This window comes from Streptococcus mitis (assembly GCF_002096925.1).
Taxonomy (GTDB): domain Bacteria; phylum Bacillota; class Bacilli; order Lactobacillales; family Streptococcaceae; genus Streptococcus; species Streptococcus mitis_AF.
On sequence record NZ_NCVN01000006.1, the window covers coordinates 1 to 24,883 of the forward strand.

At 40.9% G+C, this 24,883-nt stretch carries 23 protein-coding genes and 1 pseudogene; 2 read left to right on the forward strand and 22 right to left on the reverse strand.

What is annotated here, in order from left to right:
* Positions 1-181: 181 nt before the first annotated feature.
* From B7692_RS01470 to B7692_RS01560, 18 genes and pseudogenes are all read right to left on the reverse strand, one after another.
* Positions 182-475, reverse strand: a complete 294-nt coding sequence (locus tag B7692_RS01470) for a hypothetical protein (protein ID WP_084929708.1) — start codon at positions 473-475, stop codon at positions 182-184.
* Positions 476-478: 3 nt separating this feature from the next.
* The gene (locus tag B7692_RS01475; RefSeq protein ID WP_084929709.1) at positions 479-889 is read right to left on the reverse strand and encodes a hypothetical protein; all 411 of its coding nucleotides are present in this window, start codon (positions 887-889) and stop codon (positions 479-481) included.
* 16 nt (positions 890-905) lie between these two features.
* Entirely contained in the window at positions 906-1,961 is a 1,056-nt protein-coding gene (locus B7692_RS01480; protein ID WP_239822361.1) for an Mbeg1-like protein, read from the reverse strand.
* Between the two features lie 120 nt (positions 1,962-2,081).
* Positions 2,082-2,483 carry a DUF1310 family protein gene (locus B7692_RS01485; RefSeq protein ID WP_084929710.1) on the reverse strand — a complete coding sequence of 134 codons (402 nt, stop codon included), beginning with the start codon at positions 2,481-2,483 and terminating at the stop codon, positions 2,082-2,084.
* A 156-nt stretch (positions 2,484-2,639) separates the two neighbouring features.
* Positions 2,640-3,044 carry a DUF1310 family protein gene (locus tag B7692_RS01490; protein WP_084929711.1) on the reverse strand — a complete coding sequence of 135 codons (405 nt, stop codon included), beginning with the start codon at positions 3,042-3,044 and terminating at the stop codon, positions 2,640-2,642.
* 66 nt (positions 3,045-3,110) lie between these two features.
* Positions 3,111-3,454: pseudogene (locus B7692_RS01495) on the reverse strand (transposase); the annotation flags it as partial.
* 173 nt (positions 3,455-3,627) lie between these two features.
* Positions 3,628-4,938 (reverse strand): LCP family protein, encoded by a 1,311-nt coding sequence (locus tag B7692_RS01505; RefSeq protein ID WP_084929712.1) that lies wholly within the window; start codon positions 4,936-4,938, stop codon positions 3,628-3,630.
* Entirely contained in the window at positions 4,935-5,783 is an 849-nt protein-coding gene (gene pheA / locus B7692_RS01510) for a prephenate dehydratase (RefSeq protein WP_084929713.1), read from the reverse strand. Before pheA ends, B7692_RS01505 begins: the two co-directional genes overlap by 4 nt.
* Positions 5,780-6,256: a shikimate kinase gene (locus B7692_RS01515; RefSeq protein ID WP_084929714.1), complete on the reverse strand. Its 477-nt coding sequence runs from the start codon at positions 6,254-6,256 to the stop codon at positions 5,780-5,782. Before B7692_RS01515 ends, pheA begins: the two co-directional genes overlap by 4 nt.
* Entirely contained in the window at positions 6,249-7,532 is a 1,284-nt protein-coding gene (aroA, locus tag B7692_RS01520; RefSeq protein WP_084929715.1) for a 3-phosphoshikimate 1-carboxyvinyltransferase, read from the reverse strand. Before aroA ends, B7692_RS01515 begins: the two co-directional genes overlap by 8 nt.
* Before the next feature lie 91 nt (positions 7,533-7,623).
* Positions 7,624-7,962, reverse strand: coding sequence for a YlbF/YmcA family competence regulator (locus B7692_RS01525; RefSeq protein WP_084929716.1), 339 nt, complete (start codon positions 7,960-7,962; stop codon positions 7,624-7,626).
* A gap of 53 nt (positions 7,963-8,015) precedes the next feature.
* Positions 8,016-8,597, reverse strand: a complete 582-nt coding sequence (locus B7692_RS01530) for a hypothetical protein (protein ID WP_084929717.1) — start codon at positions 8,595-8,597, stop codon at positions 8,016-8,018.
* Between the two features lie 10 nt (positions 8,598-8,607).
* Positions 8,608-9,711, reverse strand: coding sequence for a prephenate dehydrogenase (locus tag B7692_RS01535; protein ID WP_084929718.1), 1,104 nt, complete (start codon positions 9,709-9,711; stop codon positions 8,608-8,610).
* 9 nt (positions 9,712-9,720) lie between these two features.
* Positions 9,721-10,887 carry a chorismate synthase gene (gene aroC, locus B7692_RS01540; protein WP_084888499.1) on the reverse strand — a complete coding sequence of 389 codons (1,167 nt, stop codon included), beginning with the start codon at positions 10,885-10,887 and terminating at the stop codon, positions 9,721-9,723.
* 9 nt (positions 10,888-10,896) lie between these two features.
* Positions 10,897-11,964: a 3-dehydroquinate synthase gene (gene aroB, locus B7692_RS01545; RefSeq protein ID WP_084888501.1), complete on the reverse strand. Its 1,068-nt coding sequence runs from the start codon at positions 11,962-11,964 to the stop codon at positions 10,897-10,899.
* Positions 11,965-11,982: 18 nt separating this feature from the next.
* Positions 11,983-12,837, reverse strand: coding sequence for a shikimate dehydrogenase (locus tag B7692_RS01550; RefSeq protein WP_084888503.1), 855 nt, complete (start codon positions 12,835-12,837; stop codon positions 11,983-11,985).
* Entirely contained in the window at positions 12,827-13,504 is a 678-nt protein-coding gene (aroD, locus tag B7692_RS01555) for a type I 3-dehydroquinate dehydratase (protein ID WP_000767758.1), read from the reverse strand. Before aroD ends, B7692_RS01550 begins: the two co-directional genes overlap by 11 nt.
* Complete coding sequence (locus B7692_RS01560; protein ID WP_084929719.1) at positions 13,501-14,664, reverse strand: class I SAM-dependent rRNA methyltransferase; 1,164 nt, start codon at positions 14,662-14,664, stop codon at positions 13,501-13,503. Before B7692_RS01560 ends, aroD begins: the two co-directional genes overlap by 4 nt.
* Positions 14,665-14,813: 149 nt before the next feature.
* On the opposite strand from B7692_RS01560, the gene B7692_RS01565 reads away from it, so the two are divergent.
* A complete protein-coding gene (locus B7692_RS01565) occupies positions 14,814-16,931 on the forward strand; it encodes an LTA synthase family protein (RefSeq protein WP_192855462.1) in 2,118 nt (705 codons plus the stop codon).
* Positions 16,932-17,499: 568 nt separating this feature from the next.
* On the opposite strand, the gene B7692_RS01575 is transcribed toward B7692_RS01565, so the two are convergent.
* Positions 17,500-19,134: a hypothetical protein gene (locus tag B7692_RS01575; RefSeq protein ID WP_084929721.1), complete on the reverse strand. Its 1,635-nt coding sequence runs from the start codon at positions 19,132-19,134 to the stop codon at positions 17,500-17,502.
* Positions 19,115-19,864: an ABC transporter ATP-binding protein gene (locus tag B7692_RS01580; RefSeq protein WP_023946342.1), complete on the reverse strand. Its 750-nt coding sequence runs from the start codon at positions 19,862-19,864 to the stop codon at positions 19,115-19,117. Before B7692_RS01580 ends, B7692_RS01575 begins: the two co-directional genes overlap by 20 nt.
* 177 nt (positions 19,865-20,041) lie before the next feature.
* Here B7692_RS01580 and B7692_RS01585 point away from each other — a divergent pair, with 177 nt between their 5' ends.
* Positions 20,042-21,496 (forward strand): alpha-amylase, encoded by a 1,455-nt coding sequence (locus B7692_RS01585; protein WP_084929722.1) that lies wholly within the window; start codon positions 20,042-20,044, stop codon positions 21,494-21,496.
* Between the two features lie 195 nt (positions 21,497-21,691).
* On the opposite strand, the gene alaS is transcribed toward B7692_RS01585, so the two are convergent.
* Complete coding sequence (gene alaS / locus B7692_RS01595; protein WP_084929723.1) at positions 21,692-24,310, reverse strand: alanine--tRNA ligase; 2,619 nt, start codon at positions 24,308-24,310, stop codon at positions 21,692-21,694.
* Positions 24,311-24,331: 21 nt separating this feature from the next.
* Positions 24,332-24,817 (reverse strand): LURP-one-related/scramblase family protein, encoded by a 486-nt coding sequence (locus tag B7692_RS01600; protein ID WP_084929724.1) that lies wholly within the window; start codon positions 24,815-24,817, stop codon positions 24,332-24,334.
* Positions 24,818-24,883: the final 66 nt, after the last annotated feature.

Below are 24,883 nucleotides of genomic sequence, written 5' to 3' on the forward strand. Positions count from 1 at the left end.
ACTTACCCTGACACGGATTTCCACTGGTTTTTACAATTTTTTTAAGACTAACTTCCACTTCTACTAGCGGTGGAACTTAGTTTGGGAATTTAGAGTTCAAACCACTATTTTACTGGTGATTCGAACCTTGATTTTTCCTGTATTAGTCTCCTATCTAATTCCCATTGTAGAATATTCATCTCTACACAATCGTATCATAATCTTTTTCTTTCGTCTTCAAAGTCTCAACAACCTTTGTCGAATAAGTTCCTTTCATCGTTGTATCGAGTTGACTAGAAATCATCCCTAATGCTGTCTTTGTTGCTAGCGCTTCTGTTTTGATCTTGAAGTCACCATCTGACATCAAATTATTACGCTCATTCAATTTGATCGGTGAATAGATATGACTGATTAGTAAACGTTCTAGGCCCTTCTGAATCTCAATCATATTATTATCCACACCTGAGAAGAAGGCATTAATCATTTCATCAAACATAAGCTATCCCTTCCTTTTTTCTTGTTCGAGTTTCATCTTTCGACGATGTAAGGTATCTATATCCTCTTCTAATTTTCGTCGTTCTCGTCTATACTCAATCTCTTCTTTTTCAATACTTTGTTCCAAAGCGCGCTGATTTCTTATAAATCCTATAGATACTGCTTGGCTAAAGTTCGAAGCTATTCTGTTTAATCGTGCTCTTTCCTCAGTAGTATCCACGTCCACTTGTCCTAGGTAATGCTGCATCATCTGATACTTTCTTTCCATCATATGCAACAATTGGTTCCGTTTTTGCTGAAGGTCTTCAAATTGTTCTTCTCTTTGTTGGCGAATAGAACGATTGCGTTCATCTAATAAATCTAAATGGTTTTGCTTTGTTCTTAATTCCTGCCAGATTACTTGATTTTCATCCATTCTTTAAAATTCCCTGCTAACTCTTTATCATCTTCCAATTTTTTTGGACACCATCTGCTATTTGCTTTTCTAAACTTTGAAAATCTTCGGCTAGTTTTTCTGATTTTTTGATTTTTGGATAGAAATAATGATCAAGATCATCTACGATTGTCGTACGAGATACTCCTCCATCAGAATAGGCTATCGCCACCTCTGTAGGTGATAAAATAAAACCAAAGGGAACGTGATAAGTGCTCGCTACTATTTTCTCTGCTTCTTGGTGAGCTTTATGAACTATGGAACAAATCTCTTCATGACCAGCATTTGCGACTTCATGCAATCCCGATGAAATCGTTAAGGCATGTTCGGAGTCTAAAAAGAGTTCCTCACCACTCGTATAACCGCCTGAAGCCAATGCCTCTTTAGCCTTTGCATAGTCATACAAGTCACTGGAAACCTTATCCAAAAAAGATGAATACCGTTTTTCAAACGATGAACGATCATTCTTAATTTTAAGACTACCATCTTCATTAAAAACATAACCGCCCCACAAGTGTTGAGAATATACAAAATCTACCTGTTGTGCAGAGTCCACATGATGCATCATCCCTACAACACCGACACTATCCATTCTATTTTTAGGGTAACCTATAGGAACCAAATCTTTATCATCAACATAATTATGAATACGATACTTTATCGCATCCACACGTTGCCGCTGTTCTTTGGTCAAGACCGGATAGATATTCGGGCCTTGGTAGATATAAGCTCCTGAAATACGTGAAATGTCCCTAACATTAGCTAGGGCGTATTGGGCATTCATAGAACCAAGGGAGTGACCATAAACTGAGATTTTAGCGTTTGGATATTCCAACATTATATCATTTAAGATAGATGCCGCCGCCTTCAACTGAGAGGTAACTCCTTCTTCACCTTTCAAAATACTCTGAGCCATGGGAAGATCATTTGCAATCCAATCCACTTCCCATCCTTCTTCAAATGGCGCTTTAGAACCTTCGTAGAGAACAGACACTTCAGAATGGTCTGGACTCTCAACTACGTAAACCTTCAATTCAGTCTCGTTTTCAATCACCTGACGAACTGTGCCGATGGTTTCTTTCCTTTATCGTTTTTGATTTTCATGGGATCTTTTTCAGAATAACTTGTATACTCTTCATTAGCAATTTTTTGACCTTCATAATCACTATACTGTCTACTCACTTTTCCCCTCCGTTATCATTTTCTCAAATTTAGCAGAGTTTCCTCCGCCATCATTAACTAACTTTCCACTTTTTTTATCTTTATTAATAGTGAAAAATACATATAATTCTTCGTCATTATTTATATAAATTTTTAATTTGATCCCTCCCATTGGACTATGATTGATGGATTTATCATCAATTTGATAAGACTTTATTTTCCCTTTATTTGTTAAATAAAATTGATCCATTTCTTTCAAATCATCTTCTATAATCTTTTTGACTTCCTCGCTCTCTACAATTCTCACCATCTCGTCTTGTTCTACTTTTTTCATCACCTTGTATCCTCCTACGCTTAATCCAACAATAACTAATAAACTAGCTAAAATGATTCCTACAATTTTTAATAACCTCATGACATCTCCTTTATGTTATTTTACAAATATATCATGCACTGATTTACTTATAGTATACCATAAAGATCGGTCTGGACTCTCAACTACGTAAACCTTCAATCCTGTCTCGTTTTCTATCACCTGACGAACTGTACCGATGGGTTTTCAGTATATGTATCAGTCATTTTTATCTCTCTCTTCTACTTTTTTCGTTATGGTAGGATCATTTACTCCACCTTCACTAGTAAGCTTCTTCGTATTAAAGTTTTTATTTAGAGTGAAACTAAAAATATAATCCTTATTGTCATTGACATATATGGAAACCATAATACCTCCCATTGGATTGGAAGCAATAGATTCATAATTAATCGCATAAGTTTTAATAACTCCGTCTGATTCAAATGCTTTAGGATCTATTCGCTTTATTCTATTTCTAAAAATTTGCTTCGCTTCCTCACTCTCTACAATTCTAACCATCTCATCGTGTTCTACTTTTTGCATTACTTTATATCCTCCTACGCTTAGTCCTACGATAACCAACAAACTAGCTAAAATGATTCCTATAATTTTTAATGACTTCATGACATCTCCTTTATGTTATCTTACAAATATATCATGTACTGATTTACTTATAGTATACCATAAAGATTTGTCTGGACTCTCAACTACGTAAACCTTCAATCCTGTCTCGTTTTCTATCATCTGACGGACGGTACCGATGGTTTCTTTCCTTTATTTTTGATTTTCAAGGGATCTGTTTCAGAATACTTTGTATATTCTTCATTGGCAATTTTTTGACCAGAGAAAATCTCTTGTAAATAGAAAAATAGAAGAGTAGATACAAGCATTTTAGGGTGATAAGACGGGCGACCAAAGGCATGATAGAAGGCGTGGAAGTGACAATCTTCCAAGGTATTCACCACTTTTTCAATAGTAAAGACAAGATGATCTTGTGGTAAAGTTGTTTGATTTGTGTTATAGTGAATATGCATGGGATAGCCTTTCTAAATGGTTTATTAAGCAATTCTATTTTACAAAGACTATCGCAACCATATAAAAAAGCAACGGTAAATCCGTTGCTTTTTTTGGAGATAAGGGACTATTGTCCAAGGAGCGTTATTTTATATTTAAAGTATAGTTTTTTTATTTGGAATTCTGTCTTATCTTATCTCATTCCCATTTGAGATAGCTTGGTTTGATATTTATTTTGGTCTACTAAGAGTGCCTGTCCTCCGTAAACATCATAGGCATCGACCCAATCACCTAGTTCTGGAACTGTTAATCTCTCAATACCATTTTGCGCTCCATCTAGGAAGGATAAACCATTGGTCAATAAGAAACTATAAGGAACATTCGTAGAGGTCATCCCAAAGACCTTACCGAGTGCTTCTGATCCAGTAAAGAGTTTAGTTGGATCCTTAAGTTGCTGCAGAACAGCTGTCAACACTTGCTGTTGTCTCTTGGTACGACCATAATCACCTTCGTCATCATCACGGAAACGTGCATAATTGAGCAAGGTCGAACCGTTCATCTGCTGTTTCCCAACTTTGATAGTCTGGGTTGGAGACTCTGTTTCTGTAGCATGCAAGTCATCTCCCACGGTAACTTCGGTTAAAGGTTGACCTTCTAAGGTTGAGAATTTGGCATCAATCGTTACACCGTCAGGGAAGAGAGTGTCAATAGCAGTTGCGAAGGCTTGGAAGTCTACCAAGGCGTAGTACTTAATGTCCAAGTCAAAATTATCTTTCAATACTTGGCGAACCATTTCTGCCCCTTTTTGGCCTTCTTGCTCTCCTAGTTCATAGGCCACATTCAACTTATTATCGGATTGCTTTCTACCATTAATGACTTGGCTATAACCGTCTATATAAACCAAATTGTCACGCATAAAGCTGACCAGCTTGATTTTTTTATCTGAGCCACCAACGTTTAGAACCATAATCGAGTCCGTTCTCGTCTCAGCACTATTTTGGCCAATCCGTCCATCTGTTCCCATAATCAAGATATTAACCCCATCCTTGGTATCTTGACCATGAAAAACTTCTACTTGAGCTGCCTTAGCATTGGCAGGTTTGGTTGGATCCGCATTTGAATAACCTTTTAGGAACATAAAAATCATGCCAAAACCGACACAGGCTAGAAGGGCAAGCAATCCTGCAAAAATGCGCCCCCAACGAATCTTACGTTTTTTGGACTTAACCTTTGGAAGAGGATAACTTTTCTGATATTTTTTTGCACGACTACGGTTACCATAGGATGGAAGAGGAGACTGATTGACTGGTTCCATGAAAGACTCTTCCATATCATGATTTTCATTATGAATTTCTGGTGAAGGTCCACTACCGCCAGCCATATTTAACTTACCTTGCAGGTAAGCAAACTCTTTTTTTTCTCGCTCATTGAGGTAATGAATGTTCTTAAAGAGATAGTCATAACGCAGCTGCTCATGATGACTTAAGGGATTTTCTTTATTCATCTTTTCTCCTTTCCATGGTCTGATATTGGATAAATAGGATAGGCGCCCAGCACTTTATACTTGATTCCAATCGCTTCTAATTCTTTTTGGGCAAAGTGGACCAAGTCCTTATCAGTATAGTCCACATCGATAATGAAAAAGTATTCGCCCAACGCTGTCTTGAGTGGACGACTTTCAATTTTTGTCAGGTCAATTCCTCTCCAAGCAAAGGTCGATAGGGCCTTATAAAGTGCACCTGGAAGGTTGTCAGGTAAGGTCAAGGCCAAACTCATTTTCTCAGTTTGTGCTTGCAAGGGAATACTAGGCTTTTCAGCTCCCAAAACCCAGAAACGTGTGAAATTAGCTTCCATTTCCTGAATATCCTCGGCAATCAGTTCTAAACCATATTCTTCTGCAGAACTTCTTGGTGCAATGGCTGCATAAGGCTGGTCATGATGTTCGGAAATAAAGCGGGCCGCATAAGCTGTACTAGCTGTTACCTCGATTTGGGCCTCTGGATATTGTTCATCGATGAATTTCTTTCCTTGAGCCAAAGCCTGTGGATGAGAAAAAATCTTTTCAATCTTAGTATGGCCTGTAACCACCATCAACTGCTGATGAATAGGCTGAACGATTTCTGCCACTGCTTGAATGCGAGCCTGATGAAAAAGGTAGTCCAAGGTTTCATGAACACTACCCTCGATAGAATTTTCAACTGGCACCACAGAATAGTCCACCAAGCCTTGTTCATAAGCCTTGATAACATCTGTAATGTTGGCAAAGGCCTGCAATTCCTCATGAGGAAAAGCTGTCTGCACAACGTGATGTGAAAATGATCCCTTGGGACCTAGATAAGCAATTTTCATCTCAGTTCCTCTATAATTTCCTCTGGGCTTAGCTTAGTCACATCCAAAACCCGACTAGCCACTTCCTCATACCAAGCCTGTCTTTCTTGGAAAATAGCTGCAAGTTCTTCCTTACTATTATTTAGAAAAAGCGGGCGCTGATTGTCCTGATCAGCTGCGATACGGTGGTAGAGGGTTTCAAAATCAGCTTTCAGATAGATATTATCAGAATTTGTCTTTAGTAAGTCACAATTTCGCTGAGAAATAACCACTCCTCCACCAGTTGACACAACTTGATCTCTTTGTAGTAAATCAGCTAGGACTTCTGATTCTATCTGACGAAAGGCTCCTTCTCCCTTTTCCGAGAAAAATTCCGTAATGGACATGCCTAAGCGCTTCTCTATCAGGGCATCCATATCAAGGTAATTAGGGTCCAAGCCTCTTGCAATAGTGGATTTGCCAGCTCCCATAAAGCCTAATAACACCTTAGCCATGAATCAAGCTCTCCAAATCATCAAAGAAGCTAGGATAGCTGGTATTGATGGCTTCAGCACGGTCAAGCTCCACTTCTCCATCTGCTACCAAAAGCGCTGCGATAGCTGTCATCATGCCAATACGGTGGTCACCAAAAGTATTGACTCTAGCACCGTGAAGTGCTGACTCCCCTTTGATAATCATTCCATCTGCTGTAGGTGTGATATCCGCACCCATGCTATTTAAAGCGTCTGCCACAACCCGAATGCGGTCTGTTTCCTTGACCTTGAGTTCCTCAGCATCCTTAATAACTGTTACGCCTTGAGCTTGGGTCGCAAGTAGAGCGATAACAGGCAATTCATCAATCAAGCGTGGAATCAAAGCACCACCAATCTCTGTTCCTTTCAAGTCAGAAGACTCAACAGTCAAAGTAGCAGATTTAGAGACTGGATCGATTTCAGTTATTTCCAATTTTCCACCCATGGCACGAATGACATCAATGATACCTGTACGAGTTTCGTTGATGCCCACATTCTTAAGCACCACACGAGAATTTGGAACAATCAAACCTGCGACTAACCAAAAGGCTGCACTGGAAATATCTCCTGGAACAACCACCTTTTGTCCTGACAATTTTTGCGGTCCTTGGACTGTGATTTTCTTGCCATCCACACTTAAATGACCACCAAATTGTTGTAACATATCTTCCGTATGATTACGAGTGCACTCTTTTTCGATAATAACAGACTCCCCCTGAGCCTGCAAGGCCGCAAACATCAAGGCTGACTTGACTTGGGCAGAGGCAATTGGCAATTCATAATGAATAGGTCTTAGGTTTTTCGTCCCTTTTAAATGAAGGGGAGGCAGGTCTCGCTCAGTTTGCCCTGAAATACTGACACCCATTTTTTTCAGTGGAATAGTCACGCGGTCCATAGGACGTTTGGAAAGACTATCATCTCCAAACATTTCTACTTCAAAGTCTGCACCAGCAAGAACACCTGAAATCAGGCGAATCGAGGTTCCAGAATTTCCCATATCAAGGGCATTTTGCGGAGCTTTTAAACCATCCATACCTACACCTTGAATGGTAATAACCTCATCTTTATCCTCAATCTCAACACCAAGGTCACGAAAGACTTGCATGGTCGAAAGAACGTCTTCACCTCGCAGAATATCATAAACCTTGGTCTCACCCTCAGCCAAACTTCCAAAGATAATAGAACGGTGACTGATAGACTTGTCACCTGGAACTCGGATACTGCCATGTAAGTGGCTAATGTTTGTTTTTAGTTTCATACTAGACCTCATACTTGCAATACTTTTACCTATTTTATCATAAAAAGCCAGAAATTCCTTAAAAATTTCTGACTTTATGATAGTTATTTTCTTATTTTAGCAATTCTGAAACTGGTTCGAAAACAATTTTTTCAATGTCAGAAAGGTAAATTGCCAATTGTTGTTGCTTAGTAAAGAATTCTGACAAGAGGCTGTTCCCCTGAATCTGCTTGCCAAAGCCTTCCATCTTAGCTTGGAAGGAAGCATCTGGCATTTGACCTGTCTGCGCTAGTCTTTGAATTTCCTCTTGAAAAGCAACATATTCTATAAAGATTTTACTTGCCTCAGCATCTGCTGAAATCGCATCTTTAGCTGCTTTGACAGCCTTGTATTCTGGTAATTCGCGTAGACCGCGACTAAGTTCATTTGCACTATCGTAAATATTTGACATAATTTTCTCCTTATTTATTTCTTTTAAAATTAATAGTCACTCTGTGATCTTTATTATTGTGCAATAACTTCAATATGACCTCTTGAATGTCCATAACTTAATTCCTTATCTGGTATATACTTTATCTTCAAAGAGCCTAAATTAGAATCTGTTATAGTTTCATTTGATACAAGATTATCAAAATAACTATTTATCTCATCATCAGATAAAGACGATTCAATTGCTCTAACAATATCATGAAATACTTCTTTCATTCCTACAACACCAGATTCACTATTTTCATTTGTCTGATTTATTGTTACATTGATTTGATCAGTATCATTTGCATGTAAAAGTTCCAAGTAATATCCGTAGCCTGATGCGAAATATTTTATTTTTATATTTCCTTTTTTGATATTTTCTAATGGGCTATTAGAATGTTGATTATAGCTATTGATAAAGTCATTAATAATTCTATCGTCTACATACTTTGAATTATTTTTCTCTGAACTTATTTCTTTCTTGGATGGTTCATTTTTTGTCTCAACACTTGCTTCTGAAGTAGTTTTCACATCTTTTTTAACAGCGTAAGCTCTAAGTAAGATAAAAGAAATAAAGATAATACCAAATATGAATCTAGGCTCTATTTTAGGCATATTTTTCTCCTTATTTGATGACGACTGTGTAATCGGTGTTTTCTGTTATGAGATGCTCAGCTCGTTCCAAGTCTTGAGCATTTTTAAATGAAATTTGTAGAATCCCGTGAATATCTTCACGGTTTTCCTCATTGATGTGAATATTGACCAAGGAAGTTCCACGTAGCAGTTCCAAAATCCTCAAGATGACATCTTCTTCATCGGGAACGTCTACATAGAGGTCAAATGAGCTATCTACTCCTCCGCGCTTATGAATTTCCATGGCCTGGCGTTGTTCACGCGCTTGGTTGAAAAAGTTCCAGATATGCTCCTCATCCCCCTTGCTGATAGCCTGACCAACCTGATCCAACCGTTCCTTGAAATCCTCAATGCGGTCTAGAATAGTCTCACGATTGGACAAGAGAATGGAGGTCCACATACCTGGTTCGCTTTCCGCAATTCGGGTCATATCTCGAAAACCACCGGCCGCAAAGCGCCTTGCCATCTCATGTTCTTGAGCATAGACCGCGGTCTGCTCCATGAGACTAGAAGCCAGAATATGAGGAAAATGGCTAATCTGAGAAGTCACTTGATCATGCTCCTTGGCATCAATTTCGATAAAGCGAGCATGAAGACCTGAAAGCAAGTTCCTCATTTCCTCAAGCGTGTCCTGACCTGTCAGACTCGAAGGTGTAAAGATATAATAGGCATTTTCAAAGAGATTGACATCTGCAGAAGCAGCCCCTGTCTTATGACTACCAGCCATGGGATGAGCTCCGACAAAGCGAACAGGTTTGCCAGCCAAATACTGCTCCGCTGCATCCACAATGGCTGACTTGGTAGAACCAGCATCTGAGATAATCACGCCTTCTTTCAAATCCAAGTTGGCCAATTCCTTAATGAAAGCAATGGTTTGTTTGATTGGCAAGCTGAGAATGATGATATCTGCCAAAGGAGCAAAACTGGCAAAATCATCTGTTGCACGGTCAATCATGCCTTCTTTCAAGGCGATATCTCTCGAAGCTTGACTACGATTATAACCTAAAATTTTATAATCTGGATGATCGCGTTTGATACTTAGGGCCATGGAGGCACCAATCAGACCAAGACCTGCGATATAGACTGTTTTTGCCATAGGAACTCCTTAATAGTTCTTTGTATAGTCTCGGTGTTTGGCCACTGCTTCTTTTAATTCCTCTAGGTTATCTGATGAGAATTTTTCAAGGATTTCTTGTGCCAGAACCGTTGCCACAACGGCTTCCATGACCACACCTGCAGCTGGAAGAGCAGTCGGATCACTTCTCTCCACAGTTGCCTTGTAGGGTTCATGGGTTTCGATATCCACACTCATAAGTGGTTTGTAGAGAGTAGGAATGGGCTTCATCACGCCTCGAACAACGATGGGTTGTCCATTGGTCATACCACCTTCAAAGCCACCTAGATTATTGGTACGGCGAGTATAGCCGTCTTCTTCAGACCAGAGAATTTCATCCATGACCTGGCTGCCTTTACGATAACCAGCTTCAAAGCCAAGACCAAATTCCACCCCTTTAAAGGCATTGATAGAGACAACTGCTTGGGCAAGTCTGGCATCTAATTTTCTGTCCCATTGGACATAGGAACCAAGACCAACTGGAACACCTCCAACGACTGTCTCCACAACCCCACCGATGGTATCACCGTCACGTTTGATTTGGTCAATATAATCCTTGATTTCCTGTTCTCTTTCTTGGTTGACAATAGAAACTTCAGACTGGGCAGCTCTTTCCTTAATCTCAGCAACTGTGAGATTCTCAGGAACATCGATTTCCTTGCCACCAAATACTACAACATGGTTGGCAGTCTCCATATTCAGCTCAGCCAAGAGGCGTTTGGCTACTGCACCAACTGCCACCCGCATGGTGGTTTCACGGGCAGATGAACGCTCTAAAGAATTTCGCAAATCGTCAAAACGGTACTTGATGCCCCCTACCAAGTCGGCATGACCTGGACGAGGATGGGTGATTTTTCGTTTGCTTTTAAGGCGGTCTTCAATGTCCTCCGCAGACATGATGTCCAGCCATTTTTGGTGGTCCTTATTGATGACATCCATGGTAATGGGAGCCCCTGTCGTCTTCCCGTGACGAACGCCCGAAGTAAAGACAACCTGGTCACTCTCAATCTTCATACGGTCACCGCGGCCGTATCCACCCTGACGACGTTTCAAATCCTCATTGATGTCCTCAGCTGTCAAAGGAAGTCCAGCTGGAATTCCTTCAATGATAGCCGTCAGACGGGGACCGTGTGATTCTCCTGCAGTTAAATATCTCATACACTCTCCTTATTTTACCAAGTAGTCTTTCATCTCTTCCAGAGAAACTGGGTAGATGGTTGCAGAACCAAGCTCTGGTACCAAGATCAATTTCAAGGTATTACCACGCGCTTTCTTATCATGAGTCAAAGCCTGATAAAGCTTGTCAACATCCCAGCTTTCATAGTCAACAGGCAAGCCAAATTTCTGACACATTTCTGTGATGGACTGGGTAATGCCAGCTGGCATGAGACCCTTTTTCTCAGCAACCTTGGAAATCTGTACCATGCCCATGGCCACAGCTTCTCCATGCATGACCTTACCATAACCGGCAGTTGCTTCAATGGCATGGCCAATAGTGTGGCCAAAATTGAGGTAAAGGCGTACACCATTGTCCAACTCATCCTCAACCACCATCTTGCGCTTGACCTGACAAGAATGCTCAATCAAAGTCTCTGCATGTTCCAAAATGCTCTCTACAGTACCATCTAGCTCCATCAAGAGAGCCCAAAGTACTGGGTCCTCAATCAAGCCATACTTGATAACCTCACCCATCCCTTCAATCAACTCTCTTTTTCCGAGCGTTTCAAGGACAAGCGGGTCAATCAGAACCCCGTCTGGTTGGGCAAAGGTCCCCACCATATTCTTAGCAAATGGAGTATTAACACCCGTCTTTCCACCGATAGACGAATCCACCTGGGCTGTCAAGCTAGTCGGAATCTGAACAAAGTGAATACCCCGCATATAGGTAGAGGCTACAAAACCAGCCAGGTCCCCAACGACACCACCTCCGAGAGCCACGATTCCATCGCTACGAGTCAACCCCTGCTTAACTAGAAATTCATAGACTTTCTGGACAGTGGTTAAATTCTTTCTTTCTTCACCTTCTAAAAAGTCAAAAACAGCTACCTGAAAACCAGCATCTTCTAGGCTGAGCTTGACCTTCTCTGCATAAAGAGAAGCTACATGGTTATCTGTCACAATGACTACCTTTTGTGGTTGCCAGAGTTCTCGCAACCATTGACCAGCCTGAGCCAGACAACCTTTTTCAATCTGAATATCATAAGGATGATGAGGAATATCGATTCTGATTTTCATAGGAGAGTCTCCTTTTCTTTATTGGTATTTTTCTGTTAAGGACTGCCAAATCTCTTCTGTTGGCATTTCCTTTCCTGTCCACAGTTGAAAAGCTTCTGCAGCTTGATAGAGCAACATTCCCAGACCATTGACAACTGGATTCCCCTGACTTCTAGCCCATTTCAAAAATGGTGTTTCAAAGGGTTGGTAAATGATATCTGCTACTAAAAGAGTTTCTGGTAAGACTATGCTTTCTGGAACTGGAGAGGATTGACCATCCATCCCTACACTAGTTGCATTGACCAGTAAATCCGACTCAGCAATCCTTGCTTGCAGTTCAGGAACATCTTCTAAAGCATACAGGTCCACCTTAAAACCTGTCTGCTCCTGTAACTTGTCTAAATAAGGTCTTGTTTTTTCCATAGAAACGGAACGAACAAAGACCAAAATCTGACTGACGCCATCCAAAATAGCCTGTGCCAAGATTGATTTGGCCGCACCACCTGCACCCAGCAGGGTCATCTTCTTACCTGTAATTGTAAAAGAAGGCAAGCTCTTAAAAAATCCCTTGCCATCTGTATTATATCCAATTAAATTGCCATTCTCATTGACAACCGTATTAACCGCACCAATCAAGCGCGCTTCATCGCTCAGCCCATCCAAATAAGGAATCACCTGCTCCTTATAGGGCATAGAAAGGTTAATTCCAAACATCTGGTAGCGACGTATATTAGCCACTGTGACTTCCAAATCACCCGCTTCAATCTCCCAAGCCACGTAAGCACCATTGGTAGCTGTCGCCTCAAAGGCACTATTGTGGATAAAGGGGGAAATAGAATGCTTAATAGGATTGGCAACAACGGCAGCTAAACGTGTATAGCCATCAAGCTTCATCCAAAATCTCCCGAATTTTTTTCATGTTGGCTAAGGAAATTTGACCTGGGGCACTTGCCTCATCTAGACTAGCAAAGGACCAGCTCGAACCTGTCACATCCGCAGTGATACGAGAGACCTTGCCCACCTTGCCCATAGAAATCGTCACATATTCCTGCTCAGGATTGAGGGTTTTAAAGCCTCGTGTATAGTTCATTAAGTCTAGCACATCCTGCTCCGTGTGAGCCATCACCGCAACCTTAACAAGTTTTGGATTTAGGCTCGTCAACTCTGACAAAATTTCCATCATGTTTTCAGGTGTTTCTTGGAAATTGTGGTAACTCAAAATGAGATTTGGGAAGTCCAGCATTTCCTCAAAAACATCCTTGTAGCTATAGTACTCAAAATCAATATAGTCTGGTTGATAGAGTTGCGCCACTTCCTTGATTAGATGAATATATTCTTCTGGAGAAAGGTCGATTTCTCCCCCTTCAGAGCGAGTTCGCAACGTGAAAACCAATTCACGACCTGCAAATTTTTCAAAAATCGCTGGAGCCACCTGCAAAATCGCTTCTTTAGGCAGATAGTCGGCACGCCATTCAATGATGTCGGCATCCAGATACCTCGTGGCATCCAGAGCCTGGGCCTCCTCTAAACTTCTTGGCATTACTGAAACGATTAATTTCATTTACTAACCTTCATACTAATCACCTTGAGGTAATTACTACTTTCATCTTTTTTATTATAGGCAAAATCTGCTGAAAGACCGTATTTATTTAAAATCTGGTAACTTCTTCCTGCAAAGCCTTTATCAATTTGTTCTATAAATTTCTGGCGGGAAACATTGGCAGCATTAGTACTGGCAATGATAATCCCTCCCGGATTTAAAATCTCAAGACTCTGGGATATCAACTTGTGATAATCCTTGGCCACAGAGAACGTTTGTTTTTTGTTCCGAGCAAAGCTAGGCGGATCTAGGACAATCACATCGTAAGTCAAGCCTTTTCGCTTAGCATACTTGAAATACTCAAAGACATCCATGACTATAAAACGATGGTCGTCTGTGCTGATTCCATTGGCCTGAAAATGCGCTTGAGACAATTCTCGTGAACGTTTGGCTAGGTCAACCGAAGTTGTCTGGCTAGCTCCTCCCATGGCCGCAGCCACTGAAAAGGCTGCTGTATAAGAAAACATGTTGAGCAAGGATTTACCCATAGCCAATCCATCCACCAAACTACCGCGAACTTCATGCTGGTCTAGGAAAATCCCTGTCATCAAGCCATCGTTCATAAAGACTTGATACAAGACACCATTTTCCAGAACAGTGAAAAAATCAGGTGCTTCTTGGCCATAAATATGGGCAGATTCATAGTCCAAACCCTTAAAGCGGATCTTCTCATAGGTCCCTAACACCTCAGGAAAAACCTGTCTAAAGGCTTCTGAGATAACCTTGCGAATCTGATAAACATAAGAGTTATACCAAGAAAAGACAGCATAGTCGCCATAAAGGTCCACTGTCAGACCCCCAAAGCCATCCCCCTCTTGGTTGAAGAGACGAAAGGCAGTTGTCAATTCGTCTTGATAGTAGGCTTTTCTCTTTTCTTTAGCTTGTCTAAACAGTGCTTCAAAGAAAGCTTGATTGAAGGTCACCTTGTCTGTGCTAACAAACCAGCCCAAGCCCTTGTTTTGCTGAGAAAGGTAGGCAGTACCAAGAAAGTTTCCATCTTGACTATGAACTTCTACTTCCTGATCCTTGAGATGAACATCTGCAAGATCACTGGCTTCTAGTAAAACTAGTCCCTTTGAAAGCTTTTTTTCAACCCTTTTGCTGACTCTTATTTTATTCATAGTCCCTATTATAGCAAATTTTGTGACAATTCTCAAAAAAGAAACTACCCTTGCTTTTTTACTCTAGTTTTAAAAAATGGTATACTAATACTAATAAAAACTTAGGAAGTAATTGTGTGAGAATCAATTTTAACAAAATCCAAAAAGCCATGGGTACCAGACTGGGTTTTGTCCTAACCCTTTTAATCCTCTATTGGCTCAAAACCTTATTAGCCTATGCCGTTGACTTTAATTTAGATATTCAATTGGGCAAGCTGCAAGGGAGTTACCTTGCCTTTATCGCCTTTTTCAATCCCCTTCCCTTGGGACTCCTCCTGCTGGCTCTAGCCCTCTATGCTCGCTCAACCAAGGCCTTTTACAGTCTTAGCATAGCTATTTATAGCCTTTTATTCATTTGGCTCTATTCCAATGTCTTTTACTATCGAGAATTTAGCGACTTTATCACGGCTAATACCATGAAAGTGGTCAGCAAGGTGTCTGTTGGTACTGCGGAACTAGAGTTACTGCGCTTTTGGGATTTCATCTATTTTATGGATTTCCCATTGCTGACTTATCTTCTCTATAAAAAGATCATCCAGCTAGATAGGAGACCTTTCAAATTCCGCTCCAGTGTTGCCATCACTGCTCTCTCGGCCCTGCTCTTTTCAGCTAACCTTTTCTTGGCTGAAATTGAGCGTCCCGATCTCCTGTCGCGAGGATTTTCTAATTATTATATTGTTCGTGCCCTTAGTTTGCCAGCCTTTTTAGGTTATAGCGCCAACCAATCCTACAGTGCAAACAAGGAACGTGCCAAGGCCTCTGAGACTGATCTTCAACCTATTACAGATTATATTCAAGAACATTCTGCTAAGCCCAATCCAGACTATTTTGGCTTGGCCAAAGGAAAAAATGTGATTTATCTCCACTTGGAGAGCTTCCAGCAATTTCTTCTTGACTATAAACTCAACATAGATGGAACTGAGCATGAAGTCACTCCCTTCCTTAATTCCCTCTACCATTCTCAATCAACCTTAGCCTTTTCTAATATCTTTAACCAAGTCAAGGCTGGTAAAACCTCAGATGCGGAAACCATGCTAGAGACCGGTTTGTTTGGACTTGACCAAGGTTCCTTTATGGTCAATTACGGTGGTACCAATACCCAGCAGGCAGCTCCTTTTATCCTATCAAAAAATGGCTATCAATCGAGTGCAGTCTTTCATGGTAATATTGGGACCTTCTGGAACCGAAATACAACCTACAAACAATGGGGCTACCAATGCTTCTTTGATGCTTCCTATTTTACCAAGCAAGACAGTAGCAATTCTTTCCAATATGGTTTAAATGATAAAATCATGATGAAAGATTCTATCCAATATCTAGAGCACTTGCAGCAGCCTTTTTATGCTAAGTATATCACGGTATCCAATCACTATCCCTATGCTAGCAATCTGACAGGCGATGAGCTTGGTTTCCCACTGGCTAAAACCAAAGATGAAACAATCAACGGCTACTTCCAAACAGCTAACTATCTGGATAGTGCCATCAAGTCCTTCTTTGACTATCTCAAAGAAAGTGGCCTCTATGAAAAATCCATCATCGTCATCTACGGAGACCATTATGGAATTTCTAACTCCCGCAATCCTGACCTGGCTCCTTTAATTGGCAAGACTTCTGAGAACTGGTCGAATTACGACAATGCCATGTTGCAACGAGTGCCTTTTATGGTGGTCATGCCTGGCTATGAAAAAGGACAAATCATCAATACCTACGGTGGACAAATCGATATCTTACCGACTCTCGAACACCTCCTTGGTATTGAGTCCAATTCCTTCCTTCAAGTTGGTCAAGACCTTCTGTCTCCAGATCATCAAGAAATCATTGCCTTTCGAACTGCCAATTCCTTCGTCACACCAAAATATACTAGCTATGACGGACGAACCTACTATACTGAGAGCGGTCTTGAAATCAGTAATCTTGATGAACAAGCTCAGACTGAACTAGAAATCGTTCGGCAGGCAGCCAGCCAACAGCTAAAAATCAGCGACCAAATTCAAACTGGTGATTTGATACGTTTCTACCAAGCAGATCATCTTGGAAAAGTTGATACAGAAAGTATTTCTTACCTCAATTCTTTACCAATTCTGCAAAAGATTGAGCAGGAAAAGGGAAGTCAGTCAACTAGCCTCTTTAGCCAACGACAAGGTAAAACCAGTACTGACCTTTTCAAAGCTCCAAGTTACCAAGAACTCCACCCCGAGTCTGCAGAAACTGAATCAAAATCACAATAAAAAATGCTCTTCCGTCTTGGAGGAGCATTTCTTTTTATAAAATAAAATTCAACGAAAATCAATGAAGAAACTAGCCTCAAATTTACTATGATATTGTAGATAGATAGGCTGTATCAGTAATATGTGTCTGTCAAATTTAGTGACAAAGATAATAGAATAAAGTTGAGAAGGCATAGAGAGAAGATAAATCAGCTTCAGTAGATATCTGGAAAATTTGATTTTATAGAAAAGCCTTTTGTTACAAACTCAATATACTATCAATAAATAATATTATAGAAGCAACAATAATTAAAATTTCACCTATCTGCATAATTCTATTTCGAACTCTAAATATATGTTCTATCAAAAACACTTGGATCACACACATTATAGGAATTAACGTTTTTGAAATTGAAAAATATCCAAATAAATAAACTATAAACAACAATAATAGAACTATATTACATTTCTTATTCAAAACATTCCTCCCTATATTTTTAATTACCAATCTTAATCATTTACAACTACATTCTAACAAACTATAAAAGCGTTTGTCGAATTGAATTTATCAAGCAAACGACCAACTAGCTCATCTTTTTTCTATTTCTGTCAATATACGTGACAGGTAGTAATGATAGCCAAAAATAGCAAGAGCTAGCAAGAGGATAAGAACTCCTACTCCCAAGCTGATGGCAAGGACAGGGGCGAGAGACTGAACCAAGAATATGCTCCCTATTACAAGGGCCATTAAGATTGCACTATAAACCAAAATCAAAACAATTGCTACTATACGATTTGAACGGTTCACCAAGTCCGTAATGTTACTCCAATTGGTTGACAAATTTTTAACGTCCTTAAGGTAATGGTGGCAAGAAAGGATGACACTGGCAAGGACCCATGTCGCAAGAAGGTAAATCATCGAAAGGATGGGCAAGCCTAGATATAGAGAAAGACCAAGTAACGTCAGAATTGGTAAAAAGGACTGGACAGCAAATATAATCCAAAATTTCACTTTCACATAACGAGCAAAGTCAAAGGGTAAACTCTTAAGAAAATCAACATTTTCCCTCTCCAAGGACAAGGCAATTGAATGCAGGCTGGTGATATTGTTATTGACAACTGCTATAAAGAGAGCTATAAAAAACAAGGGTAACCAGTATGGAGGATGAATGTCTGGGACTAACTGAGAATCTCGGATTTTGGAAATCAGACCAATCATCATGAGATAAGGAAGGAAAGCACTTGTAAAAAGCACTGTAACCACGCCAGTTCCCTGTCCCAAGAGGGAGAGGTGGTAGCGTAAAACCATGCGGAAAAATCCCTTTTTAGTAGTTGAAATTTTCTCCTTACTGCGACGTTCTTTCTTGACTTTCTCCTCACTGTTAAGCAGAATCACGTCATAAAAACGAGGAAAAACCTTCTTTTTGCTCAAGTAAAGCAAGAAGAGAGTTAGTCCTATCCAAGCGAGCAGACCCAGGATGGCTTCTGTCGAAAAAGGCTCCACTGCTATTTTGTAAAAGAGATGAATAGGATAAAGGAGAAATGGAATGTCTCTAACTTTGTCAACAATACGTCCAGAAGTCGACTGTAGAAAGAAGACAAATATTAAAGGTATGAGAACTCCTATCCCAATCATCACATTCGAAAAAATAGACTGATACTTTCTGAAGACCCTAGTCTGAGCCAAGAAATGTACTGCCACTACCATCACTAAAGTAACAGAGACAAATAATAAGATCAAGGACAGTAGCATCAAAGGCAAGCCTAGCCAAAGAGAAGGTGCTAGCCTAATATAGAGGACTAGAAAATAAGCTAGGATTGGTACAATTCCAGGCAGAGCTGGCAAGAGGACAGACAGTCCTTTAGCGATTATAATCTCTGATTCTTTAAAGGCATAGGGCCTATAGGAGACCAGATCCTTACTCTCATAAAAGACATTGTAAAAAGCTGTTAAAGAAGTTGAAAAGACAAGCAGCAGTAAAAAAGAAATCATTCCACTAAAATAAATGGGGTTTTCCTCAAAAGGAAAATGAATGGCTATATTACTAAAAGCGATGAGCACCAAGAGACTAGAAAAAATGTAAGAACTTAGGACTCTAGCGGAAACATTTACTTTTTTCCCAGGATTCTTAGCCTGCTTCTTTCGTAGGTTAGCCAGATTAGCTTCTTGAGATGAATAGAGAATATTGATATCCACTAATTTTTTAATGACCTTGAGACGCATCTGAAACCTCCTCTTTTCTACCAGCAAGGCTAAGGTAGATACTTTCCAAAGACTGGTCTGGGTGGTCTTTTCTCAAGTCCTCCACGCTACCACAATAAATCAAATGCCCCTTTTTCAAAATGGCAATCCGATCACAGACTTGCTCGGCCACCTCTAGAACATGGGTTGAAAACAAGACCGTCTTGCCTTTTTGTGCATGTTCCTTCATCATCTGCTTCAAATCAAAGGCAGCCTGGGGATCCAAACCAGTCAAGGGTTCGTCCAAGACCCAAATATCAGGATCAGACAAGAGTGCCCCTATGACAAAGACTTTCTGACGCATTCCGTGAGAAAAAGTTTCAATGACCTGATAGCGATTTTCAGCAAAATCAAAAATTTTCAATAGCCTAGCTAGACTAGCCTCCAAGTCAGAGCTAGTCAGATCATAAGAGGAGGCGATTAATTCCCAAAATTCATTGGCCGTTAAGCGTAAAAATAAGTCAGGCGAGTCTGCTACGTAGCCAATCTTTCGTTTGATAGCCAAGCGATTTTCCGATAAATCCTGACCGTCTACCAAAATACGACCACTGCTGGGCGAAATAATACTGACTAAGGATTTTATAGTAGTCGATTTTCCAGCCCCATTATGGCCAATCAAGCCCATAATCTCCCCATTCTCAATCTGCAAATTGAGATTGCTCAAGGCCTCTTTATCACCATACACCTTACTAACATTTTGAAATTCAATCATGAGAAATCTCCTCTCTTTATCTATGTAATTTACTATAATTATAGCGCTTTCATTTTAAAAATCAACATTTTATATAAAATAGTCAAAAACTTATTATTCAGTTTTACGCAAACGTTTGAGCTAACCGATACTTTATGATAGAATAAAGAACAAGATTGACAAGTAAGAGGAAACATCATGCAAAATCAAACACTCATGCAATACTTTGAATGGTATCTGCCCCACGACGGCCAGCACTGGACGCGTCTAGCTGAAGATACTCCACACCTAGCCGATCTCGGTATCAGCCATGTCTGGATGCCACCAGCTTTTAAAGCTACCAACGAAAAAGATGTAGGCTATGGGGTCTATGACCTATTTGACCTTGGTGAGTTCAACCAGAAAGGGACTGTCCGCACCAAGTATGGTTTCAAAGAAGACTATCTTCAAGCCATTCAAGCACTAAAAGCACATGGGATCCAGCCTATGGCCGATGTGGTACTCAATCACAAGGCTGCTGCCGATCACATGGAAGCCTTTCAAGTCATCGAAGTGGATCCGGTTGACCGTACAGTTGAACTCGGAGAACCTTTCACCATCAATGGCTGGACTAATTTTACCTTCGATGGTCGCCACGATACCTACAATGACTTCCACTGGCACTGGTACCACTTCACCGGTACAGACTACGATGCAAAACGCCGTAAGTCTGGGATTTATCTGATTCAAGGAGACAACAAGGGCTGGGCCAACGAGGAATTGGTCGATAATGAAAACGGTAACTACGACTACCTCATGTATGCCGACCTAGACTTTAAACATCCTGAAGTTATCAAAAATATCTATGACTGGGCTGACTGGTTCATGGAGACGACTGGTATAGCTGGTTTCCGTTTGGATGCCGTTAAGCACATTGACTCTTTCTTCATGAGCAATTTTATCCGCGATATGAAAGAAAAATACGGTGACGATTTCTACGTTTTTGGTGAATTTTGGAATCCCGATAAGGAAGCCAATCTAGACTATCTTGAAAAAACGGAAGAACGCTTTGACCTTGTTGATGTTCGTCTCCACCAGAATCTCTTTGATGCTAGTCGAGCAGGTTCCAACTATGACCTTCGTGGCATTTTCACAGATAGCTTGGTTGAACTCAAACCTGACAAGGCTGTAACCTTTGTCGACAACCATGATACCCAACGAGGACAAGCCCTTGAGTCTACCGTTGAAGAATGGTTCAAACCAGCAGCCTATGCCCTCATTCTGTTACGCAAAAATGGCCTTCCATGTGTCTTTTACGGCGACTACTATGGGATTTCAGGGCAGTATGCTCAACAAGATTTCAAAGAGGTCCTTGACCGCCTCCTAACCATCCGAAAAGATTTGGCCTATGGAGAGCAAACAGACTACTTTGATGATGCTAACTGTATCGGTTGGGTACGTTCAGGTACTGAACATCAATCCCCAATCGCAGTCCTTATCTCAAATAACCAAGAAAACAGCAAGTCAATGTTTGTCGGCCAAGAATGGGCTAACCAAACCTTTGTAGATTTACTTGAAAACCACCAAGGTCAAATTACAATTGATGAGGAAGGTTATGGACAATTCCCAGTTTCAGCTGCTTCGGTAAGTGTCTGGGCATCCAATACTATCTAATACTCAATGATAACCAAGCCAGGTCCAAGCGGATTTGGCTTTTTTGCATTCACAAAAAGACCTACCCAAATGGATAGATCTTTATATTCAATGAAAATCAAAGAGCAAACTAGGAAGCTAGCCACAGGCTGTACTTGAGTACGGCAAGGCGAAGCTGACGTGGTTTGAATTTGATTTTCGAAGAGTATTACTTGATTACAATTTACCTGCTACCGCATCCAACAATTCTTGAATTTTAGCTTGGTTGCTTCCTCCTGCCATGGCCATGTCTGGTTTACCACCACCACGTCCATCGACGATTGGTGCTAATTCTTTGACAAGGTTTCCTGCATGAAGGTCTTTTGTCTTGCTTGCTACAAGGACATTGACTTTGTCTCCGATAGCAGCAACTAGGACAAGAAGATCAGAGTAGTCTTTTTGTTTCCAGTTATCTGCAAAAGTACGAAGGGCACCTGCATCTGATACAGACACTTGGCTAGCAATGTAACGGTGACCGTTGACTTCCTTAACATCCTTGAAGATGTCGCCTGCAGCTGCAGCTGCGGCTTTTTCTTTCAACTCAGCATTTTCCTTTTGAAGTTGACGAAGTTGTTCTTGAAGTCCTTCTACCTTGTGAGGCACTTCCTTGACTTGAGGTGCTTTCAAGGTTGCTGCGACAGCTTTAAGAGCGTCTTCTTGTTCACGATAAGCTTCAAAGGCTTCCTTACCAGTCACTGCCAAGATACGGCGAGTTCCTGATCCGATCCCTTCTTCTTTGACAATCTTGAAGAGACCAATCTCAGAAGTGTTGCCAACGTGGGTACCACCACAAAGCTCGATAGAGTAGTCACCTATAGTAACAACACGGACTTCTTTGCCGTATTTCTCACCAAAGAGGGCCATAGCTCCCATTTCTTTAGCAGTGTCAATATCCGTTTCAACTGTCTTCACTTCAAGAGCTTCCCAGATTTTCTCGTTGACTTGCTGTTCAATGGCACGCAATTCTTCAGCAGTTACTGCTTGGAAATGCGTAAAGTCAAAGCGAAGGAATTCGACTTCGTTAAGAGATCCTGCTTGTGTCGCGTGGTTTCCAAGGATGTTGTGAAGAGCAGCGTGAAGCAAGTGAGTCGCAGTGTGATTTTTCATGACACGGTGACGACGATTTGTATCAATTGCCAAGGTATATTCTTGGTTCAAGGCAAGCGGTGCAAGAACTTCAACCGTGTGAAGGGCTTGTCCGTTTGGTGCTTTTTGAACATTGGTCACAGTAGCCACGACCTTACTTGACTCATCCAAGATTTGTCCGTGGTCAGCGACCTGTCCACCCATTTCAGCATAGAATGGCGTTTCCGCAAAGATAAGAGAGGCAGTTCCTTCTGATACAGCTTCTACTTCTGCATTGTCAGCCACGATAGCCACCAATTTAGAAGATAATTGGCTAGCATTGTAGTTGAAGACACTTTCCACTGTGATGTTTTGAAGGGTTTCATTTTGCATACCCATTGAGCCACCCTTGACAGCTGAGGCACGCGCGCGTTCTTGCTGTTCTTTCATGGCTGCTTCAAAACCTTCACGATCCACAGTCATACCAGCTTCTTCAGCGATTTCTTCAGTCAATTCAACTGGGAATCCATAAGTGTCATAAAGTTTGAAGACATCTGAACCAGCGATAACAGATTGACCTTTTTCTTTCAATTCAGCTACAATGCCTTGGGCAAAATGTTGACCTGAGTGAAGAGTACGCGCAAATGATTCTTCTTCGCTCTTAACGATTTTTTCGATAAAGTCACGTTTTTCAAGCACTTCTGGATAGTAGCTTTCCATGATTTTCCCAACAGTTGGAACCAGTTTGTAAAGGAAAGGCTCGTTGATACCCAATTTTTGACCGTGCATAGAAGCACGACGGAGCAAACGACGAAGAACATAACCACGACCTTCATTTCCTGGAAGGGCACCATCACCAATGGCAAATGAAAGAGAACGGATGTGGTCAGCGATGACTTTGAAGCTCATGTTGTCGCCATCTTGGTCGTAAACCTTACCAGACAATTTCTCAACTTCACGAATGATTGGCATGAAGAGGTCAGTTTCAAAGTTTGTCTTAGCCCCTTGAATAACTGCCACCAAACGCTCCAAACCAGCGCCCGTATCAATGTTCTTGTGTGGCAATTCCTTGTACTCGCTACGAGGAACAGCAGGATCCGCGTTAAATTGTGACAAAACGATGTTCCAGATTTCGATATAACGGTCGTTTTCAATATCTTCTGCAAGAAGGCGAAGACCGATATTTTCTGGGTCAAAAGCTTCTCCACGGTCAAAGAAAATCTCTGTATCAGGTCCAGAAGGCCCAGCACCGATTTCCCAGAAGTTGTCCTCAATAGGAATCAAGTGACTTGGATCCACTCCCACTTCAATCCAACGGTTGTAAGAATCTTTATCGTCTGGATAGTAGGTCATGTACAGTTTTTCAGCTGGGAAGTCAAACCACTCAGGGCTTGTCAAAAGCTCATAAGCCCAAGTGATAGCCTCATCACGGAAGTAATCCCCAATAGAGAAATTCCCCAACATTTCAAACATGGTATGGTGACGTGCTGTCTTCCCTACGTTTTCGATGTCGTTAGTACGAATCGCTTTTTGGGCATTAGTAATACGTGGATTTTCAGGGATAATGGTTCCATCAAAGTATTTCTTAAGGGTTGCTACCCCAGAGTTGATCCACAAAAGAGTTGGATCATTTACAGGAACCAAACTCACTGATGGTTCTACTGAGTGACCTTTAGTCGCCCAGAAGTCAAGCCACATTTGGCGTACTTGTGCACTAGATAGTTGTTTCATATTGTCTCCTTATTTACTTGTTTAATGTGATTGGCTTTCCAGCATTTCCACATAGTCAATCGCGACACAGAGGGAAATGACTAGGTCTGCATAAGCGTCCTCAAGAACCGTTACGGTATAGGTAGAGGTCAGATGGAAGAGTTCCTTCTTAATTTCTGCAATCATCTGATCACGATCATCCAGCAATTTGAAATTCAAATCCCAGATATTGCCCTCGATACGAAGACCTAGATTATCAAACTCATACTTATCTCGCCAGAAGGTCAACTTCTTACGAATGACAAAACTCGAGCCATCCTGAAGCTGAATCTCAAAACGAGGGAGCAAGGTCAAGATTTCTTTACTAATCTGACTGACCTGTTCACCAGCCGCATCATAGATGGTAAAAGTTTTGGGAATCTTAAAAAATGATCCCTCCACCTGATAGGCGATTTCTCCCCTGTCATCCTTGATAGCGAAGCGTTCGCCTCCAAGACGAAACTTTTGTTTGACAAGAAATGTTTTCATCAACACCTCCAAAAATCAAAAGACAAGCTCATATCACGAAGGGCGAAAAACCGCGGTACCACCTTC

Coding starts and splice junctions, on each gene's coding strand:
- B7692_RS01470 (WP_084929708.1), bottom strand. CDS start 475: ATGTTTGATGAAATGATTAATGCCTTCTTCTCAGGTGTGGATAATAAT.
- B7692_RS01475 (WP_084929709.1), bottom strand. CDS start 889: ATGGATGAAAATCAAGTAATCTGGCAGGAATTAAGAACAAAGCAAAAC.
- B7692_RS01485 (WP_084929710.1), bottom strand. CDS start 2,483: ATGAGGTTATTAAAAATTGTAGGAATCATTTTAGCTAGTTTATTAGTT.
- B7692_RS01490 (WP_084929711.1), bottom strand. CDS start 3,044: ATGAAGTCATTAAAAATTATAGGAATCATTTTAGCTAGTTTGTTGGTT.
- B7692_RS01505 (WP_084929712.1), bottom strand. CDS start 4,938: ATGAATAAAGAAAATCCCTTAAGTCATCATGAGCAGCTGCGTTATGAC.
- pheA (WP_084929713.1), bottom strand. CDS start 5,783: ATGAAAATTGCTTATCTAGGTCCCAAGGGATCATTTTCACATCACGTT.
- B7692_RS01515 (WP_084929714.1), bottom strand. CDS start 6,256: ATGGCTAAGGTGTTATTAGGCTTTATGGGAGCTGGCAAATCCACTATT.
- aroA (WP_084929715.1), bottom strand. CDS start 7,532: ATGAAACTAAAAACAAACATTAGCCACTTACATGGCAGTATCCGAGTT.
- B7692_RS01525 (WP_084929716.1), bottom strand. CDS start 7,962: ATGTCAAATATTTACGATAGTGCAAATGAACTTAGTCGCGGTCTACGC.
- B7692_RS01530 (WP_084929717.1), bottom strand. CDS start 8,597: ATGCCTAAAATAGAGCCTAGATTCATATTTGGTATTATCTTTATTTCT.
- B7692_RS01535 (WP_084929718.1), bottom strand. CDS start 9,711: ATGGCAAAAACAGTCTATATCGCAGGTCTTGGTCTGATTGGTGCCTCC.
- aroC (WP_084888499.1), bottom strand. CDS start 10,887: ATGAGATATTTAACTGCAGGAGAATCACACGGTCCCCGTCTGACGGCT.
- aroB (WP_084888501.1), bottom strand. CDS start 11,964: ATGAAAATCAGAATCGATATTCCTCATCATCCTTATGATATTCAGATT.
- B7692_RS01550 (WP_084888503.1), bottom strand. CDS start 12,837: ATGAAGCTTGATGGCTATACACGTTTAGCTGCCGTTGTTGCCAATCCT.
- aroD (WP_000767758.1), bottom strand. CDS start 13,504: ATGAAATTAATCGTTTCAGTAATGCCAAGAAGTTTAGAGGAGGCCCAG.
- B7692_RS01560 (WP_084929719.1), bottom strand. CDS start 14,664: ATGAATAAAATAAGAGTCAGCAAAAGGGTTGAAAAAAAGCTTTCAAAG.
- B7692_RS01565 (WP_192855462.1), top strand. CDS start 14,814: ATGGGTACCAGACTGGGTTTTGTCCTAACCCTTTTAATCCTCTATTGG.
- B7692_RS01575 (WP_084929721.1), bottom strand. CDS start 19,134: ATGCGTCTCAAGGTCATTAAAAAATTAGTGGATATCAATATTCTCTAT.
- B7692_RS01580 (WP_023946342.1), bottom strand. CDS start 19,864: ATGATTGAATTTCAAAATGTTAGTAAGGTGTATGGTGATAAAGAGGCC.
- B7692_RS01585 (WP_084929722.1), top strand. CDS start 20,042: ATGCAAAATCAAACACTCATGCAATACTTTGAATGGTATCTGCCCCAC.
- alaS (WP_084929723.1), bottom strand. CDS start 24,310: ATGAAACAACTATCTAGTGCACAAGTACGCCAAATGTGGCTTGACTTC.
- B7692_RS01600 (WP_084929724.1), bottom strand. CDS start 24,817: ATGAAAACATTTCTTGTCAAACAAAAGTTTCGTCTTGGAGGCGAACGC.